Raw genomic sequence first — 18705 nt, 5'->3', positions numbered from 1 at the left:
ATAAAAGCCGGCAATTATTTCTTGCGGAACACCAACTTTATCGGCACACCATCAAATCCAAAATGTTTACGGATGGTGTTTTCCAGGTAGCGCGTGTACGATTCTTTAATGTACTGCGGCAGGTTACAGAAAAACGCAAACGTAGGATTGTGTGTTGGCAACTGCGTGATATACTTTATCTTAACAAACTTACCTTTAATAGCTGGCGGCGGATAACGGTCGATTTCCGGCAATATTTTATCGTTAAGCTTAGAGGTAGAGATCTTCTGTGTTTTGTTCTCATACACCTCCATCGCTGTTTCTATGGCTTTGTGCACCCGTTGCTTTGTAACTACCGAAGTAAAGATAACCGGCACGTATTTGATAGGTGCAATTTTGTCCAGAATCTCCTCTTCAAACTCTTTGGTAGAATTTGTTTCTTTCTCTACCAGGTCCCACTTGTTCACCAGTATTACAATGCCTTTGCGGTTTTTCTCAGCCAGTGTTATCAGGTTCACGTCCTGCGCCTCTATGCCGCGTGTGGCATCCAGAATAATAATACATACGTCGGCATCTTCAAGAGCACGCATCGAGCGCATAACAGAGTAAAACTCTATGTCCTCGCTTACTTTACTCTTGCGGCGCACACCGGCCGTATCTACAATAATAAATTCTTTACCGAAGGCATTGTAGCGGGAGTCGATGGCATCGCGGGTGGTGCCGGCAATATCGGTTACAATGTTACGCTCCACACCCAGCAGCAGGTTCACAAACGATGACTTACCAACATTTGGCCGGCCAAGCACCGCAAATTTTGGAATACCGGCATCAGGATCTTCTACGCCTTCGTCTTTAAAGTGCGTAATAACGGCATCTAGCAATTCGCCGGTACCGGAGCCATTCTGCGACGAAATAGGAAATATCTCAATTCCAATTCCCAGCGCATAAAATTCGCCCATCTGGTGTGCCCGTGCATTGCTGTCGGCTTTGTTGGCTACAATGTAAATGGGTTTGTCGGTGCGGCGCAGGTAGTTTGCAAATTCCTCGTCGAGGCCAGTAAGACCAGCATCTACGTCTACCATAAACAAGATCACGTCGGCCTCTTTTACGGCCAGTTCCACCTGCTTATTTATTTCTTCTTCAAAAATATCGTCGGTGCCGTGCACGTAGCCACCGGTATCAATTACCGTGAAGTACTTGCCTACCCAGTCGCCGTGGCCGTAGCTACGGTCGCGGGTAACGCCGCTCACGTTGTCCATAATGGCCTTGCGATGGCCAATCAGGCGGTTAAAAAGCGTAGACTTGCCCACGTTAGGGCGTCCTACAATAGCAATGATGTTTGATGACATCGTATTAAAAAATAAAATAGTTAAAGTGCCCCCGGTGCCCCTTGCACCGAAGCTTTATCTGTGCCCAAATCTACTCACTTACTCGCTGTAGCCGAAGCGCCGTAGCAGCTTCTGGTCAGTTCGCCAGTTTTCGTTCACACGCACATACAAATCAAGAAATATCTTTTTCTGGAAAAACTCCTCCATATCCACACGAGCCTGTGTGCCTACTTTTTTGAGCATTTCGCCTTTGTGACCAATAATAATGCCTTTCTGACTCTTGCGCTCCACACTAATTTCAGCCCTGATGCGGATAATGGCTTCCTCTTCCTTAAATTCTTCTACTACTACCTCGGAGCTGTAAGGAATCTCTTTTTTATAGTTAAGGAAAATCTTTTCCCGGATCATCTCCGACACAAAGAAACGCTCTGGCTTGTCAGTCAGTTCATCTTTTGGAAAATAAGCCGGATGCTCGGGCAAATAATGCAGCAGCCGCTGGAACAGGTGGTCGAGGCCAAAGTTGTGTAGGGCCGAAATCGGCAGTATCTCTGTTGGCTGCATCTTCTCCTGCCAGTAAGCTACCTTCTCGGTTAGTTCTTCTTCGGTAGCCTGATCTATCTTGTTAATAAGCAGCAGAATAGGCACCTGCGCATGCTGTAACCGCGCAATTACATCGTCTTCGTCGTGCTGTTCATAAATATCAGTCATGAACAGAATTACATCGGCATCTTCAAGCGAGGTGCGCACAAAACTCATCATTGACTCATGCAAGGCATACTGTGGTTTTATAATGCCGGGTGTATCGGAATACACAATCTGGAAATCATCGCCATTGAGAATGCCCATAATACGGTGCCGCGTGGTTTGGGCTTTTGATGTAATAATGGAAAGCTTTTCGCCCACCAAAGCATTCATCAGGGTAGATTTACCTACATTGGGCTTACCCACTATACTTACAAAACCAGCTTTATGAGGAGTTTCGGACATGCGCTTAAATTTGAGGATGCAAAAGTACTTCTTTTTTACGTAGAATCCTTGTAAGTGAATTAATTATGGATTCTGAATGAATAGGTAGTTAAATTTAATTGTAGAGGAGATGGAGGATAACCCTTAAGCCGATGCAGGCAATTTTAGCTCTGGAAGGCGGTTTTCATTAGAAGAATTCTAGTTATGCGGTAGGCTATGATTTCATGACTCTATTTTCGCTCCCTCTGTCATCCTGCAAGGATCTTGTGAGCCAGATCCGTCAACAATGGCTACTGCTAGTGTTTAGTCTAAGTTGGCATAGTTTTATGTTTTGTTATAACAGCGGCGTGAAGCTATTGTATTGCTGGAGTCTTTGTTCTTTTTGTCTTGATACAAAAAGAACCAAAAAAATCAAGACGATTTTGTCCAAAGGGGGCCCCTGCACCCCCACTCGCTGAACGCTCAAACAAAAAGTCGCCCATAGGTGCACCGGGCTCAGGTGTTCCCTTCTTAGCCTGCCGCCGAAAACTGTGTTTAAGTTTAGCTACAGCACAACTTGAGTTAGAATAATTTGTTATGCTTGCTGCTACTACTCTTTATCTTCTTTAATTCCTGAAACCGCCCATAGCCTTTGGTATCTCTTTTTTGCTCCGGAAGGGCAATTTGATTAGCATAATTTGTCCTAAGTGCCGCGGCTTGTTTTTCTAATAAGCTGCAACTAACTATCCATGAGTTAACCAGGCTGCTAAAAAGTACATTGCTTCAATTGCCACCATCATTAAACGAATCTAAAAACTTTTTCGGGAGTTTGCGCTTTATGATATATTCTCTCTATCGGTCATAAATAGATAATATCAACAACTAACGGGTTCTTGTTCGTATCTTTGCACCCGGAAATCAGTTAAAGATTTTATGAGTAAAAAATCAACAGGCAAGATTGGCGTACTGCTGGTAAACCTGGGCACTCCAGACACACCCAACACACCCGATGTAAGAAAGTATTTGCGTGAGTTTTTGCTAGACAAGCGCGTAATTGATATACCAGCCGTGCAGCGCTATGTGCTGATAAATGGCATTATTGCTCCGTTCCGGGCACCAAAATCTGCCAAGGTCTACAAAGAACTTTGGACAGAACGCGGCTCTCCGCTGCTCTACCACGGACTGGACCTGCAGAAGAAGCTGCAGGAGTCGCTAGGCTCTGGCTACCATGTTGCATTTGGCATGCGCTACCAGAGTCCGAGTATAAAAAGTGCACTGGAGGAGCTGCGTGAGCAAAGCGTAGAACGGATTATTGTTTTGCCGCTCTTTCCGCAATACGCTTCGGCCTCCACCGGTTCGGTACAGGACAAGGTAATGGAGATCGTAAAAGACTGGTGGGTTATTCCGAGCATCAGCTTTATATCTTCTTTCTGCGACGACGAAGGCTTTATAAAAACGTTTGCTACACTTGGCAAGCAGCACATGGCCCAAGATGATTACGACCATGTAGTATTTAGCTACCATGGAGTACCGGAACGGCACGTGCTAAAGGGCAGCGACAAAGGCTATTGCAAGCTCGGCTCCTGCTGCAACACCTACAACAAGCGAAACAAATACTGCTACCGCGCCTCCTGCTATGCCACCTCCAGGCTATTGGCGGCAGAGCTTGGCCTGCGCGAAGATCAATACTCAGTGGCTTTTCAGTCGAGGTTGGGCAAAGACCCGTGGCTCACACCTTACACCGACTTTATTCTGAAAGATTTGCCTAGTAAGGGCTTTAAAAAAGTATTAGCCTATAGCCCCGCCTTCGTAGCCGACTGCCTCGAAACAACTATTGAGGTAGGCGAAGAATTTAAGGAGATGTTTCTGGAAGCTGGTGGTGAGAAGTGGCAACTGGTAGAGAGCCTAAACTCACACCCTATGTGGGTAGAGGCTGTGAAACAGATGGTGCTGAAGAACTAATTCTAACAGTGCAGTTTTTTGCGCTGATGCTCCTTAACAGCAAGAGCCGCTGCCCCAAAAGGCAGCGGCTCTTGCTGTTAAGGAAGGACTCGTAGCTATACCAATGCCACCGGCCAACGAATTATTCTAATGAAAAAGGCCTTCCAGAGATAAAAACAACGGAATTCAGCTCTGATTCTGTAGTGCTGCCAAAACCTCTCTACCAGCCACCTTGCATTAGCAGCTTCTTTCATAGCCTCTTCAGAAGGATTATATCCTTTTAAAGTCAACCCAATCGTCAGAAGCAGTAGCCGCTGCCTGCACAAGCTTTTGCAGCAGCAGCTCCGGATTAGCCTCTATAATCAGCTTATCACGCAAGCCCGGATTTATAAACCCCTCTCCCACGCTATGGTCTATCATTTCAAAAAAGCGATCGTAGTAGCCCGCTACATTCAGAAAAGCAACCGGCTTTTTGATAATACCTAACTGGTTCCAGGTAATAATCTCGCAGATTTCGTCGAAGGTGCCGAAGCCGCCGGGCATCGCAACAAAAGCATCAGCCCTGGCAGCCATCAGCGCTTTTCGCTCGTGCATCGTCTGCACCACGTGCTGCTCTGTAATGCCTGTGTGTGCCACTTCCCTATCTACTAGGCTCTGCGGAATTACACCTACCACTGTACCGCCTCCCGCCAGCACGCTATCGGCAATGGCACCCATGAGCCCAACTTTGCCACCGCCATATACCAATGCAATTTGCTGCCGGGCCATTAGTTTACCTAATAGCTCGGCAGCTTCTGTATACAAACAATTATTACCGGGGTTTGCCCCACAAAAAACACCTAAGCTATTCATTTCCTGTTTCAATTTATATGCCAAAAAACATACGTATAAATTTCATTCACAAAAAAAGCTCCCTCAACTTTGAAGGAGCCTTCTTTGCATAGTAACTCCGTACAAGTTCTGCAGAAGCTGCCTCATAGGTAGTATGGCCTAAGCAGGCACTTTCTTATATAACTGCGCCAGCTTCGCGGCTACATAATCTATTTCTTCGGGGGTATTGTATTTGCTGAAGGAGAAACGGATGTTGCCGCGGTTAGGATCTATGCCTAATGCCTCCAGTACATGAGAGCCTGCGTTTGCCCCACTACTGCAGGCACTGCCTCCTGAGGCCGAGATTTTGTTTATATCGAGACTAAAGAGCAGCATTTCGGTTATATCGGATGGCGGCAGGCTAACGCTCAGCACCGTATACAGACTTTTATCTGCCTCTGCCGACAAACCATTAAACGTTAACCCCTCCACCTGCTCTTTCAGCTTGTGTATCAGGCGATCTTTCAGGCCCTGAATGTGCTGCTGGTGCTCTGCCATGTCGCGGTATGCTATTTCTAGCGCCTTTGCCAGCCCGATAATGCCATAAACGTTTTCGGTCCCGCCCCGCATGTTGCGCTCCTGCGAGCCACCATGTATAAGCGGCTGCACTTTTATGCCTGCATCGGCATATAAGAAGCCCACACCCTTCGGACCATGAAATTTATGCGCTGAACCAACAATAAAGTTGGCATTTAACTTTTGCAGGTCGTGCCGGTAATGTCCCATAGTCTGCACTGTGTCGGCATGAAACACGGCATTATGCTGCTTACAGATCGTGCCTATTGCTTCTATGTCGTTCAAGTTACCGATTTCGTTGTTGGCATGCATTACCGATACCAGCGTTTGCGGGTTTTGGGCCAGCAACTCTTCCAGGTGCTCCAGATCGAGTACGCCCTGAGCATTGTGGCGCAGATAGCTCAGGCTAAGTTCTCCTTTTTTCTCCAGCATTTGCAGAGTGTGCAGCACCGCGTGGTGCTCCAGCCTGGAGGTTATAGCATGCTTTATGCCTAATGCCCGAATGGTACAGACAATAGCTGTATTATCTGCCTCTGTGCCCCCTGAGGTAAAAAAAATTTCAGCTGGCGAAGTGTGCAACAGGTTAGCAATAGTTTTGCGTGCTTTCTCGATAGCAGCTCTTACCTCGCGCCCGTGCCCGTGTATAGACGACGGATTTCCAAAATGCTCGAGCATATAAGGGGCCATGGCATCAAACACTTCTTTATCAAGGGGAGTAGTGGCAGCATTATCTAAATAAACACGCATACAGGTAACTATTAAATTGTTCTTACTATTCGAACCACAAAATTACATAAAAAAGTTGCGCCAAGTGCCGCAGACTTATTGTCTCTACACTTGGCGCAACCAACCAGGTCTTTTAAGCTATGTGTTTACAACAACACATTATGCTTTTTCAGAGATGATCTCTTTTATATCGGCAATAATTTTATTAGCCAAATGCTCTGCAGTGGCATTGCTATCAGACTCTGCATAAATCCTGATAATAGGCTCCGTGTTGGATTTGCGCAGGTGCACCCATTCTTTACCAAATTCTATTTTTACGCCGTCGATGGTATTGATAGGCTGCTTGGCATAACGGTGCTGCATTTGCACGAGCACATTATCTACATCTACATCTGGGGTGAGCTCTATTTTATTTTTGGAGATATAGTAACTCGGGTAAGAGTTGCGTAAGCGCGTCATGCTCATGTCCGATTTTGCCAGGTGCGTCAGGAAAAGTGCTATCCCAACTAAGGCGTCGCGGCCATAGTGCAGTTCCGGATAAATGATACCGCCGTTGCCTTCACCTCCTATGATGGCGTTCTGCGCCTTCATCATGTTTACCACATTCACCTCTCCTACTGCCGCTGCATAATAGTTGCCTCCGGCTTTCTCTGTTACATCGAGCAGGGCTCTTGTAGAAGACAAGTTAGAAACAGTGTTGCCGACTGTATTTTTCAGCACATAATCTGCTACTGCTACCAGTGTATACTCTTCGCCAAACATGCTGCCGTCTTCGCTCACCAGTGCCAGTCGGTCTACATCAGGGTCTACGACTATGCCCAGGTCGAACTTGCCTTTCTCTATTACTTTAGAAATTTCGCGCAGGTTTTCTGGCAACGGTTCCGGATTATGAGCAAAGTTGCCGTCTGGTTCGCAGAACAGCTTTTCTATTTTAGTTACGCCAAGCGCCTCCAGCAGCATAGGCACTGCTATGCCACCACTAGAGTTCACACAATCTATGGCCACTCTAAAATCTTTGGCGGCAATGGCTTCTACATCTACCAAAGGCAGGTTAAGAATAGCTTCAATATGCTTCTGAAGCGCGTCCTCGGCTTGCTTGTACTGGCCAAGATCATTTACCTGGGCAAACTCAAACGCTTCTTTCTCGGCAATCTCCAGCACCAGTTTTCCTTCCGCATCAGAAATAAACTCGCCATGCTGGTTTAACAGCTTCAGCGCATTCCACTGCTTAGGGTTATGGCTCGCCGTTAAAATAATGCCGCCACCTGCTTTTTTATCCGGCACTACCATTTCTACAGTTGGTGTTGTAGAGAGTCCAACATCAATAACATGAATGCCCAGTCCCTGTAAGGTTGCGCACACCAGCTTGTTTACCATGTCACCAGACAGACGCGCATCGCGCCCGATTACGATGGTGTTGTTGTTTGTTGTTTGAAGCACCCATGTACCGTAGGCAGCAGCAAACTTTACGACATCCACAGGAGTTAGCCCATCTCCGGCCTTCCCTCCTATAGTACCTCTAATTCCAGAAATTGATTTTATTAAAGCCACTTGCTATTCTATTTTACAGGGCAAAAGTAATAATAAATGTTTAATAGCTAAATTGTTGAATTTAATTACTTGACAGCAGCAGGCACAAATGCATATTATGTTATAATGAAATGCTTTAAAAACACCTATTCTATCAAAATTTTGGGTTTTTGGTTAAAAAGGACTTAAATTATACAAGCAATCATTTAATTAAAGCTGAATTTATATCTAAACCCCCTGTTTAAATAAAAATAAATGGTTGGCCTTGCTTAATTTTTTAAAGCGGCCAGAGCGGCTATAGGCTAAGCATCAGCAAGATCTATTGTTTTACCTTATGTTAACAATAACTTAACACACTTTGAGCACTGGCAATGCAATGACTTGGCCGTCACTTTTAATACCTTTGTACTCATGGAAAAAACTCATTTAGATGAAAGTCCACGTGGAAAGCAGCTACAAGCTTTCAACCGGCTGCTCGACATAATGGAGGAATTGCGGGAGAAGTGTCCTTGGGACAAGAAGCAAACGATAGAGAGTTTACGCCATCTAACCATAGAAGAAACCTACGAACTTTCTGATGCGATTATCCGCAACGATATGTCGGAAATAAAGAAAGAGATAGGCGATATAATGCTCCACATGGTGTTCTATTCCAAAATTGCTTCGGAGCAGAAAAGCTTCGATATAGCAGATGTGCTTAACTCTTTATGCGAAAAACTAATTTTCAGACATCCTCATATTTATGGTGATACTGTAGCCAATACTGAAGAGGATGTTAAAAAGAACTGGGAACAGTTAAAATTAAAGGAAGGAAACAAATCTGTGTTAGGTGGCGTACCAAGCTCGCTACCCGCTCTCGTAAAAGCCATGCGCATTCAAGAAAAAGCGCGTGGGGCAGGCTTCGACTGGGACGAACGGGCTCAGGTATGGGAAAAAGTACAGGAAGAGCTTGCTGAATTTGAAACAGAATTTAATGTAGCTGAGCAAGCTAGCATCAATCAGGAGAAGGCAACCGGAGAGTTTGGAGACCTACTGTTTTCGCTTATTAATTTCGCCCGATTTATAGATGTAAATCCGGAGGAGGCCCTAGAAAGGACCAATCTTAAATTTATAGATCGGTTTCAATACCTGGAGACAGAAGCTGCCAAAGACGGCAAAAAATTACAGCACATGACGCTGACAGAGATGGATTATTACTGGAACAAAGCAAAAAAACGCTAAAAAAATAAACAAGTTGCAACATCAATTATTATATTTAAAGCTCTGTTTCCTATGATTAGATGGCGCAAATATTTTTTTCAGTATTTTAAACGTTAAAACAACACCTCTACCTCTAAGATCAGGAACAGCAAGTTTTTTGCTTTTATAGCCTACAAAGCATCATTTAAAGATATTTATCATTTTTATTTATGCATTTTGAGTGGTATTTGAATCATGGAGGAAAGGAATAAAATTAAGTAAGTCAGAAATTTGATTTTGCATCCTTTTCCTAATTTAGTTAAGTTTGTAAAGGAGTAATATGCAGCCTTACTTACGCTAGTTAAAAAAGTAATAATGGATTCTTTTTTAAGGGTTTACGCAAAAAGAACAAAAAAAACACCATATTTTATTTATAAATTGCGGAAAAAATAGATATTGCAAACTAATAAAGAACTAAAACCTAATCTAAAACATTTAGTCATTACACAAACAATTTATTACAACACAAACAGCTAAACTTTAAACTTTTTAAGAAAATGGAAAAAAAGACTGCAGTAGTGAGCAAAGATGCTAATGTAGAAGCCAAAGGTAGCTCAGGGGGCTCTTTATTTGCTACTATCGTAATACCGGTTGCAATTTTTGCCTGCTTCCTGATTTATATTTTTGTATTAGGTAACGGCGCAAACTTTGAAGGCGGTGACAACGAGAACCACCCACTACCTGGAAATTATTTAGGCATCGTTTACAAAGGAGGTTATGTAGTTCCTATCCTGATGTCGTTAGTATTGTTGGTATTGATCTTCTCCATCGAAAGAACACTTACCATCAGCAAAGCAAAAGGAACAAAGAGTGTAGCTGGTTTTGTACGCCTTATCTCTTTAAAACTGAACCAACGTGACGTTAACGGCGCTATTGCTGCCTGCGACACTCAAAAAGGTTCTGTGGCAAACGTTGTAAAATCAGGCTTGCTGAAGTACAAGGAAATGCAGAACGATACAGAACTGCTGAAAGCAGAGAAAATTGCTGCTATCCAGAAAGAGATCGAAGAATCTACTTCACTGGAGTTGCCAATGCTGGAGAAAAACCTGGTAATTATCTCAACTATTGCTTCTATCTCTACCCTAACAGGTCTGATTGGTACAGTACTTGGTATGATTAAGGCGTTCTCGGCTCTTGCAGCTTCAGGTACGCCAGATGCCACAGCACTTTCTAACGGTATCTCCGAGGCCTTGATTAACACGGCACTTGGTGTAACTGGTTCTGCTATCGCGATTATTGCTTATAACTACTTTACAAGCAAAATTGATGAGTTGACTTACAGCATCGACGAAGCTGGCTTCAGCATCATCTCTACTTTCGCAGCTCAGCACGAAACTGCTGCTCCTGCCAATACTACTGCCAGACAGCAAACCATCTAATATTTTAAATCAGCAAAATGCCTAGAGTAAAAATAAAAAGAAGCAAACCTACCCTGGATATGACCCCCATGGTAGACTTGGCCTTCTTGTTAGTTACTTTCTTCATGCTGACCACTAAATTTGCTCCAGACGATGCAGTAATTGTAGATACTCCTACTTCTGTATCGGAAATAAAAATACCTGAGTCTAACGTGATTACCATTGCGATTGACAAAGACAACCGGGTTTTTTATGGTGTAGATGGGCAGCAAACAAGAGAGAAGCTTCTTGATAAAATAGGCCAAAAGTACGGCGTTAGCTTTAACGAAGATCAGAAAAAAGCTTTCTCACTAACATCTAACTTTGGTGTGCCAGTAAGGCAGCTTCCAGGGTTCCTGTCTATGGGCATAGATGACCGCAAGAAAGTGAACCAACCTGGTATTCCAATAGATTCTCTGAATAATGAGCTTTCTGAATGGGTATGGCAAACACGTTTAACTAACCCGCAGGTTATTGTAGCCATCAAAGGTGACGTGGACGCTAACTTTACCACTATCAACAAGATCATTAAGACGTTGGAGGATAGAAAAGTAAGCAGGTTCAACCTGATTACAGACATGGAAGCACGACCAACATCACTATAAGAAAGGAGATAAGAAATGGCAGAAGTACAAGAAAAAGCCGACTCCGGTAAGGGGGGGAAGAAACGTGCCAAGAAAATGTCTGTCCACCTGGACATGACACCAATGGTAGACCTTGCCTTCCTGTTGCTAACATTCTTCATGCTTACGACTACTTTTAGTAAGCCGCAAACCATGGAGATTCAGATGCCTGTAAAGCCAGATAATATAGAGGATTTAACGCCTGTAAAAGCGGAAAATGCCACAACTATTATTTTGGGAGAGGATGATAAAATCCACTATTATTTTGGTTTAGTTGATGATAACCCAGAGTTAATAACAACGGATTACTCAGCAAACGGCATCAGAAAAGTTTTGCTAACGCCACGTATCCGTCAAAACCCCAAAATGGTGGTTATGATTAAACCGATGGAAGGGTCGCGTTATAAAAACATGGTAGATATTTTGGATGAGATGAAAATCACAGATACCAAAAGATTTGCCATGGTAGATATAACACAGCAAGACAAGGATTTAGTACAGAGTCAGAAATAATTTAAACTAAGCACAATGGAAGTTAGTAAGTTAGCAAAAGCATCGCTCGATGATATCGTCTTCGCAGGACGAAACAGAGCATATGGTGCCTACCTACTTCGAAGACTTTACAACAAGCATATTACCCAGGCTGCTATTATTTCTATCCTTTTGTTTGCTGCTTTTATAAGCATTCCGCTTGTAAAGGAGGCACTTAAAGGAGATGAGCCACCTGCACCTGTAATAGAGCGTGTTGTAACGGAAGTAGAACTGGCCCAGCCACCCCCAGTAGAGAATACACCACCGCCGCCACCGCCACCGCCGCCGCCACCAGATGCGCCGCCGCCACCGCCACCACAACAGGCTACAGTAAAATATACTCCGCCAGTTGTGAAAAGAAATGAGGAGGTACGTGATGATGAAGAAGACCTGGCAGAAGCAAAAGAGCTTGTTGAAATATCGGCTGGCCTTAAAACGCAGGAAGGTGTTAAAAACATAGCAGCCGCTCCGATAGGCGACATAAATGGTACAGGTGCTGTAGCAGAAGTAGTGGAAGAAAAGCCTTATACTTTTGCAGAGCAAATGCCATCGTTCCCAGGAGGAGAAGCAGCCATGTTCGGTTTCATCAGTAAAGCAATTAAGTACCCTCAGCAGGCTATTCGTGCTGGTGTGGAAGGAACAGTTTATGTTTCTTTCGTAGTTAGCAGAACCGGTGAGATCAGTGATATAGAAGTACTGAGAGGCTTAGGAGCCGGTTGCGACGAGGAAGCTATTCGGGTAATCAAAAGTATGCCTAAATGGACTCCTGGTAAACAAAACGGTAGAGCAGTACCAGTAAGATATAATATTCCGATTAAGTATACACTTAAGTAATATTAGTTAAACTGTTGAAAAGAGCCTCCTTGCATGCAAGGAGGCTCTTTTGTTTTACATAGAATTAAGGTGGTACATTACACCCAGTTAAGCAGCACCTGCTAACCTAAGGCAAAAACAAAACACAAAGGCTCAGGGAGACTACTTTCATTAGAATAATTCAACATAAATCAAAATATCTCCTTGTATAACAGAAGTTATAACAACTCTCTGAGTTTGGTTAAGCAGCGTTATTACCAAAAAATATAAAAGCGAAAGCATATAGCTACAGCACTAGTAGACTCAGCATGCCTACCTACATTAGAAGAAAAAAAATATACATAAGACTATTGGTAACACGTTGTACACTAACCACAAAAAACATCAGGAGTTTGTGCCACTATGTGTAAAAATCCGTATAGAAAGGCGAACTGTGAAACCTACATTTAACTATAGTAATTGAAAATTTCTACTAAGCAGAAGGCATAACAACAGTCAAAAAATGAAGTAAAACAAAATTATGGGGATTTGACAATATGACTATCCTAAAATAATATTAAATTACGATCTAGAAGAATAACTGCCACTTATGGAAATTTGGTAAAGGGCAGGAAACACCAAGAAATAGCTATGCTACAACCAAGAAAAGAAAGGCCACAATCCTCAATGTTTCAAAAAGTAGTTTTCTACTTCACCCTCGTCATGACCTTAATATACATTGGAGCAGGCCTTTTCCTAATTTTTGCAGACACAAGAAAATTCAATCTGGATTTGCCAGAAAATATGAAATTTATATTAGGAGGGGCACTTATTTTATACGGAATTGTTAGATTTGTAAGAGTTTACCAAAAAAGTTCTCAAAGAAGGCATGATAAATTTAATAATTAATAAACATGTTGTTGTATTAGCTACAGTTATCGTGCTGTTACTCTCTGGTTGCAATGATTCAGGTACACCTGCCGACACTCCAACATCTGGAAATATAACAATTAGTATAGACGAATCTTTCCAGCCGATAATGGACAGTCAGGTATATACTTTTGAAAGTATTTATAAATATGCCAAGCTTAACCCACAATACAAATCAGAAGGTGCCGTTATACAGGATCTTCTACGCGATAGCACTAGAGTTGTGGTATTATCGAGAGATCTGAAACCTGAAGAAAAAGAGGTTTTTGAGCAAAGAAAGCTTATTCCAAGGGTTGTAAAAATTGCTATTGACGCAGTAGCATTAATTGTGAACAAAAACAATACCGATACCCTGCTTACGTTAAACCAGGTGCAAGACATCTTTAGCGGCAAAATAACTTCTTGGAGCGACTTGAAACCTGGGAATAATATTAAAGGATTAACTATTGTATTTGATAATAACAATTCAAGTACGGCGCGCTTTGTTAAAGACTCTGTATTAGCTAATCAGCAGCTCCCAGCCAATACGTATGCCAGCAATTCGCATGAGGCTCTAATAGATTATGTATCTCAAAATGAAAATTCAATAGGTGTTATTGGCGTTAACTGGATAAGCGATTTTGATGACTCAACGGCTGTTCGATTTTTGGAAAAGATAAAAGTAGTAGGTATAAGCACCGAGACTAACCCTGAAACAACCGATAGTTACTACCAGCCTTACCAGGCCTATATAGCGCAGGGAACTTATCCGCTACGCAGATACCTTTATATTATAAGCACGGAGGGTAGAACAGGCCTTGGCACAGGTTTTGCCTCCTTTATAGCAGGAGACAAAGGACAGCGAATATTTTTGAAATCTGGGCTTGTGCCAGCTACCATGCCAGTTCGTGTAATTGGCCTGCAACAATAGACAAACTAAGCTAAACAATAACTACATTAAACTTTAGAACGATGACCAACAAGTGGAAGTATATCCTCCTAATGGCAACAGTTCTTCCTACAGCAGGTGCAATAGCACAAAATGTTGATCAGGGTAGAATGGCCGTTGATTTGGAAAAATATCAGCAAGCTAAATCATATTACAAATCACAACTGAATAGCAAAGAAGCTGATAAAGCGTACTTTGCGTTAGGAGATGTTTATCTAAGAACAGATAAAACTGACTCTGCTGCTTATTACTTTAATCAAGGTTTAGCTAAAAATTCTAAGTCTGCTATCAATATGGTTGGCTTAGGTAAGCTAGAGTTGGAAAAAGGAAACAAAGCAGCTGCTGAAAGCCATTTCGAAAAAGCAGTAAAGCAAAGCAAGTCTAAAGATGCCTATGTGCTTACTATGATTGGTGAAGCCTATGTGGAGTCTAATGAAATAGACATGACAAAGGCTATTGAATACCTGAACCAGGCTATTCAGCGCGATAATAAGAATCCATTAACATTTGTCATTCTGGGCGATGCCTACCTGAAACAAAACGATGGTGGCAAAGCTTTAACAAATTACGATCAGGCAATTCTAATAAACGATAAATACCCTAAGGCACACTTACGTGTTGGACAGGTGTATACTCGCTCCCGCAACTACGAAGCGGCAGAAGAAGCCTTTAACAAAGCCATAGCCGCTGATCCGAACTATGCTCCTGCTTATCACGATTTAGGAGAAATGTACTACTTTGCCGGCAAGTTCGACCAGGCAGTATCTACATTTAAAAAGTATGTAGATATGGCAGAGAAAACAAACGAAACGCGTGCTAAGTATGCTTCATTCCTCTTCCTGACAAAAGATTACCAGAAAACATTGGCTGAAGTACAGGAAGTACTGAAGAGTGAGCCAAACCACACGGTAATGAATCGTTTGCAGGCTTACTCTATGTTTGAACTAGGCCAGCATGAGCAGGCACTGAAGGCGATGGAAGATTTCTTGGCCAAAGTAGACAAAAATAAAGTGCGCGCTGGCGATTATGAGTACTACAGCAAAATGCTGGCAAAAAACAACCAGCGTGCCAAGGCAATTGAAAACCTAGAGAAAGCCCTTGCCATGGAACCTAACAAGCCTGAACTCTACACAGACTTAGCCAACTTGTACGCGAACAACGAAGAATACGATAAGGCTGTAGCTGTTTATGATCGTAAGGCAGAGAAAATAGACGTTTCAAACATCGACTATTACTACATCGGCAATATTTATATGATGGCTGGTCAGTTTCAAAAGGCAGATGAGACCTACGCTAAGATTACTGAAACTAACCCTACTTATGCCTACGCTCACTTATGGAGAGCACGCGCTAAAGCTAGCTTAGACCCAGAGACAACAGAAGGCACAGCAAAACCGCATTATGATGAATTCATTAAACTTGCGCAGGCTGATCCTGAGAAGTTTAAGAAAGAGTTAGTAGAATCGAACGTGTACCTTGGTTACTATTATTACTTAAAAGCAGACAGAGAAAACGCTGCCAAACACTACCAAGCTGCTAAAGATCTTGATCCTACCAATGCTCAGGCTGAAGCTGCTCTTGCAGAGCTAAGCAAGACATCTAAAAAATAAATATTGTAATGAACAGCATAAAAAAGGCGGCCTCTCTTATCAGAGGCCGCCTTTTTTATGCTGTTCCATTGCACCAGGTAAACTATGGCCTAAATCAAAAACCCGGTATTTGGGCTCTGGGAGGTCGTTTTCATTAGCAGAATTGGCAAATGTGCTAACCTGTTATTACCTGATGAACTGGTAAGCCCTTGAAGCATACCCAGTTCCTGCAAGTGTGGGCAAAGCAGGATGGAGGCAAGAAACTGGCTTCAGAAGTATCTAGCGTCTTTGGTATAAAAAAGCCTACAAAAGGCCATTTTCATTAGAATAATTTTACCTCAACATCTCATTAAGCTTAGTAAAGGAAAGCTAGCTACAGCGGCTCCTCATATAAGGCCCACTTGCGAAGTACTTCAGCAAAGTCTTCTGGCAACTCCGAATCAAACTGCATAAACTCTTTGGTAGCCGGGTGCTTAAAACCTAATGATTTGGCATGTAAAGCCTGCCTAGGCATCAGCTTAAAAGCATTCTCAACAAATGACTTATATGTGCCGTTATGGCTTCCTTGTAAGATTTTATCCCCTCCGTAGGTGGCATCAGAAAAGAGTGGGTGCCCCAGGTACTTCATATGAGCGCGAATCTGGTGTGTTCGGCCTGTTTCTAGATTGCACTGTAACAGCGATACATACTTAAAGCTTTTTAGGACTCTATAGTGCGTTACAGCATGTTTACCATACTCGCCATTAGGATACACAGCCATTACCCTCCTATCCTTCGCGCTGCGGCCTACATGACCTACTATAGTACCTTCCATAGCTTTTGGCACTCCCCAGACCAAGGCATAATAAGTCCGTTCTATGCTGTGGTCATAAAACTGCTTAGCCAGGTAGGCCATGCTGTAATCGGTTTTAGCGATTACCAGAAGCCCTGAGGTGTCTTTATCTATTCTATGGACTAAGCCTGGTCTGGCAGCTCCATTTTGACTTGTGGGCAGGTTCTGGAGGTGGTAAGTAAGGGCGTTTACTAAAGTACCGCTCCAGTTACTGTAGCCTGGGTGTACTACCATGCCGGCCTCCTTGTTCACTAGTAGCAACTCATTATCTTCATAAGGAATAGTTAACGGAATAGCCTCTGGCAGTATTTCTGTGTCGCGGGGTGGATCGGGGAGTGTAACGGTAATAATGTCTCCTGGCTTCACCTTGTAACTCACCTTTACCGGCTTATGGTTTACTTGCACCGACTCAGACCGAATTGCTTCCTGCAGTTTATTGCGGGTTACATTTGCCAGGCGATCCATCAGGAATTTGTCGAGACGCAACAAGGCCTGACGTTTGTCTGCCACTATCCGATGGTGCTCATAAAGCTCATCAGAGTCTTCTGCCGATTCCTCTTCAGTATAATCTATCACAAATCAATTACAAAAGGTTATTAAAACAAAGAAAGCCGAGGTAGAACACATCGGCTTTCTTTAAAAAAGGTAAGAAACTATTACTTATTTCTTTTTGGCTGGTGTAGTTTTAACTGGAGCTTTAGCCGGTGTTGTAGTAGTGCTCGCAGGGTTAGTAGCTGCAGGAGCAGGTTGCTCTGTTACTTTGCTTGGATCTACACCTAACTTCCTCAGAACAAGTGGAGAGATATCACCATCCTCTGGACCTGAAAGAAGCGCCTGGTTACTGATAACCCAGGTATAACCATTTTCTTTCGCCACGTCTTTAATAGCCTGATCAATTTTGTTGATTACCGGATCTACTAAAGATTTCTCTTTTTGCTGTAAAGAGGCCTGAGCATTACGCTGAAATTCCTGAATAGAATTCTGCATGTTCATCAACTCTCTTTCTTTGTCATCACGAACCACTTTATCCATAGTAGAAGCGCCTTTCTCCAGGGCGGCCAGCTTAGTCTCGTACTCGGAGTATTTTGTTTTAAGCTGATTTTCTAATTGGGTACTGTGTGTTTTTAATTCAGATTCTATTTGACGGCTTTCAGGCAATTGCAACAAGATATACTCTACGTTGGTGTATCCTATTTTAATTGGCTGGTTGCTTGTCTGAGCAAAAGACGAAAAGCCGATCAAAAGGAAAGCTACTACTAATGTTTTGATTTTGTTCATCATTGGTTGGTTAAGTAATAAATTAATAGATGTTGGTTGTTCTACTTCTTTTTAGGTGCCGCTTTAGACTGAGCCGGGTTGGTGGCTCTGCCTTTGGCAGGCGAGTTTGTATTTTCTTCTGGTGCACCTTCTGTTTCACCCACTTCAGGTAAATTTTCGGGCGAGTCTATAATAGAGTTTGTTCTGTTACCGGCTGTATTCTGCTTATCTGATGCCAGCCCAAGCTCTTCTATCACATATTCTGTATAATCATGAACCGGATTGGTATAGATCATTACCATGTCGCCGGACTTATCGAAAACAACCTGTAAGCCTCTGGCCTTGGCCACTTTTTCTACTGCCGTAAAAACTTCGTCCTGTATCGGGCGAACCAGGTCCTGCCGGCGCTTAAACATCATGCCTTCGTATCCAAAAACCTTGCGCTGGTAATCCCTTACCTCTGCTTCTTTCTTGGTAATATCGGCCTGACGCTTCTGCTTCATTTCATCAGTCAGCAAAACTTCTTCTGCCTTAAACTCCTGCTTCAGCTTTTCTACTTCCTGGTGCATGGTTTCGATTTCTTTTTGCCATGCATCTGTATATTTATTAAGTTCTTGCTGTGCTTTGGTATAAGCCGGCATTTTACTCAGTATGAACTCTGAGTCAATATATCCGAATTTCTGGGCTTTTGAAGTAAAGCATACCAAAAAACCAAATATGAACGCTAACAAATATTTCTTCATACAAATTCC

General features: G+C 42.9%; 17 protein-coding genes. 9 read left to right on the top strand and 8 right to left on the bottom strand.

The window, feature by feature from the left end; all coding sequences use genetic code 11:
* Positions 1 to 14: 14 nt before the first annotated feature.
* Positions 15 to 1328 (bottom strand): ribosome biogenesis GTPase Der, encoded by a 1314-nt coding sequence (gene der / locus ACMA1I_RS11035; RefSeq protein ID WP_337068387.1) that lies wholly within the window; start codon positions 1326 to 1328, stop codon positions 15 to 17.
* A 78-nt stretch (positions 1329 to 1406) separates the two neighbouring features.
* Entirely contained in the window at positions 1407 to 2294 is an 888-nt protein-coding gene (gene era / locus ACMA1I_RS11030; RefSeq protein ID WP_337068386.1) for a GTPase Era, read from the bottom strand.
* 891 nt (positions 2295 to 3185) lie between these two features.
* Between era and hemH the strand changes: the two genes are divergently transcribed.
* The gene (gene hemH, locus ACMA1I_RS11025) at positions 3186 to 4214 is read left to right on the top strand and encodes a ferrochelatase (RefSeq protein WP_337068385.1); all 1029 of its coding nucleotides are present in this window, start codon (positions 3186 to 3188) and stop codon (positions 4212 to 4214) included.
* A gap of 249 nt (positions 4215 to 4463) precedes the next feature.
* On the opposite strand, the gene ACMA1I_RS11020 is transcribed toward hemH, so the two are convergent.
* The 3 genes from ACMA1I_RS11020 to glmM form a co-directional block, all read right to left on the bottom strand.
* On the bottom strand, positions 4464 to 5045 hold the full coding sequence (locus ACMA1I_RS11020; RefSeq protein WP_337068384.1) for a TIGR00730 family Rossman fold protein: 582 nt from the start codon (positions 5043 to 5045) through the stop codon (positions 4464 to 4466).
* Positions 5046 to 5183: 138 nt separating this feature from the next.
* Positions 5184 to 6326 carry a cysteine desulfurase family protein gene (locus ACMA1I_RS11015; protein WP_337068382.1) on the bottom strand — a complete coding sequence of 381 codons (1143 nt, stop codon included), beginning with the start codon at positions 6324 to 6326 and terminating at the stop codon, positions 5184 to 5186.
* A 138-nt stretch (positions 6327 to 6464) separates the two neighbouring features.
* Entirely contained in the window at positions 6465 to 7856 is a 1392-nt protein-coding gene (gene glmM / locus ACMA1I_RS11010; RefSeq protein WP_337068381.1) for a phosphoglucosamine mutase, read from the bottom strand.
* Between the two features lie 390 nt (positions 7857 to 8246).
* Between glmM and mazG the strand changes: the two genes are divergently transcribed.
* The 8 genes from mazG (at position 8247) to ACMA1I_RS10970 (ending at position 15885) form a co-directional block, all read left to right on the top strand.
* Complete coding sequence (gene mazG / locus ACMA1I_RS11005) at positions 8247 to 9056, top strand: nucleoside triphosphate pyrophosphohydrolase (protein ID WP_337068380.1); 810 nt, start codon at positions 8247 to 8249, stop codon at positions 9054 to 9056.
* A gap of 515 nt (positions 9057 to 9571) precedes the next feature.
* The gene (locus ACMA1I_RS11000; RefSeq protein WP_337068379.1) at positions 9572 to 10453 is read left to right on the top strand and encodes a MotA/TolQ/ExbB proton channel family protein; all 882 of its coding nucleotides are present in this window, start codon (positions 9572 to 9574) and stop codon (positions 10451 to 10453) included.
* Between the two features lie 17 nt (positions 10454 to 10470).
* Positions 10471 to 11076 (top strand): biopolymer transporter ExbD, encoded by a 606-nt coding sequence (locus tag ACMA1I_RS10995; RefSeq protein WP_337068378.1) that lies wholly within the window; start codon positions 10471 to 10473, stop codon positions 11074 to 11076.
* A gap of 15 nt (positions 11077 to 11091) precedes the next feature.
* Entirely contained in the window at positions 11092 to 11607 is a 516-nt protein-coding gene (locus tag ACMA1I_RS10990; RefSeq protein ID WP_337068377.1) for a biopolymer transporter ExbD, read from the top strand.
* A gap of 15 nt (positions 11608 to 11622) precedes the next feature.
* Positions 11623 to 12459, top strand: coding sequence for an energy transducer TonB (locus ACMA1I_RS10985; RefSeq protein ID WP_337068376.1), 837 nt, complete (start codon positions 11623 to 11625; stop codon positions 12457 to 12459).
* Positions 12460 to 13068: 609 nt separating this feature from the next.
* Positions 13069 to 13326, top strand: a complete 258-nt coding sequence (locus tag ACMA1I_RS10980; protein ID WP_337068375.1) for a hypothetical protein — start codon at positions 13069 to 13071, stop codon at positions 13324 to 13326.
* Positions 13307 to 14257 carry a substrate-binding domain-containing protein gene (locus tag ACMA1I_RS10975; protein ID WP_337068374.1) on the top strand — a complete coding sequence of 317 codons (951 nt, stop codon included), beginning with the start codon at positions 13307 to 13309 and terminating at the stop codon, positions 14255 to 14257. Before ACMA1I_RS10980 ends, ACMA1I_RS10975 begins: the two co-directional genes overlap by 20 nt.
* Positions 14258 to 14298: 41 nt before the next feature.
* Positions 14299 to 15885, top strand: a complete 1587-nt coding sequence (locus ACMA1I_RS10970; RefSeq protein ID WP_337068373.1) for a tetratricopeptide repeat protein — start codon at positions 14299 to 14301, stop codon at positions 15883 to 15885.
* A 352-nt stretch (positions 15886 to 16237) separates the two neighbouring features.
* Here the strand turns inward: ACMA1I_RS10970 and ACMA1I_RS10965 are convergent, their stop codons facing one another.
* From ACMA1I_RS10965 to ACMA1I_RS10955, 3 genes are all read right to left on the bottom strand, one after another.
* Positions 16238 to 17272, bottom strand: a complete 1035-nt coding sequence (locus ACMA1I_RS10965) for an RluA family pseudouridine synthase (RefSeq protein WP_337068372.1) — start codon at positions 17270 to 17272, stop codon at positions 16238 to 16240.
* A gap of 84 nt (positions 17273 to 17356) precedes the next feature.
* A complete protein-coding gene (locus ACMA1I_RS10960; RefSeq protein ID WP_337068371.1) occupies positions 17357 to 17977 on the bottom strand; it encodes an OmpH family outer membrane protein in 621 nt (206 codons plus the stop codon).
* Positions 17978 to 18015: 38 nt separating this feature from the next.
* Positions 18016 to 18696, bottom strand: a complete 681-nt coding sequence (locus ACMA1I_RS10955; RefSeq protein ID WP_337068370.1) for an OmpH family outer membrane protein — start codon at positions 18694 to 18696, stop codon at positions 18016 to 18018.
* Between the last annotated feature and the right edge of the window lie 9 nt (positions 18697 to 18705).

It is taken from the genome of Pontibacter sp. 13R65 (genome assembly GCF_047525655.1).
Lineage (GTDB): Bacteria > Bacteroidota > Bacteroidia > Cytophagales > Hymenobacteraceae > Pontibacter.
The sequence above is the reverse complement of the archived record's forward strand: the minus strand, read 5'-3'. Positions and strand labels throughout refer to the sequence as shown.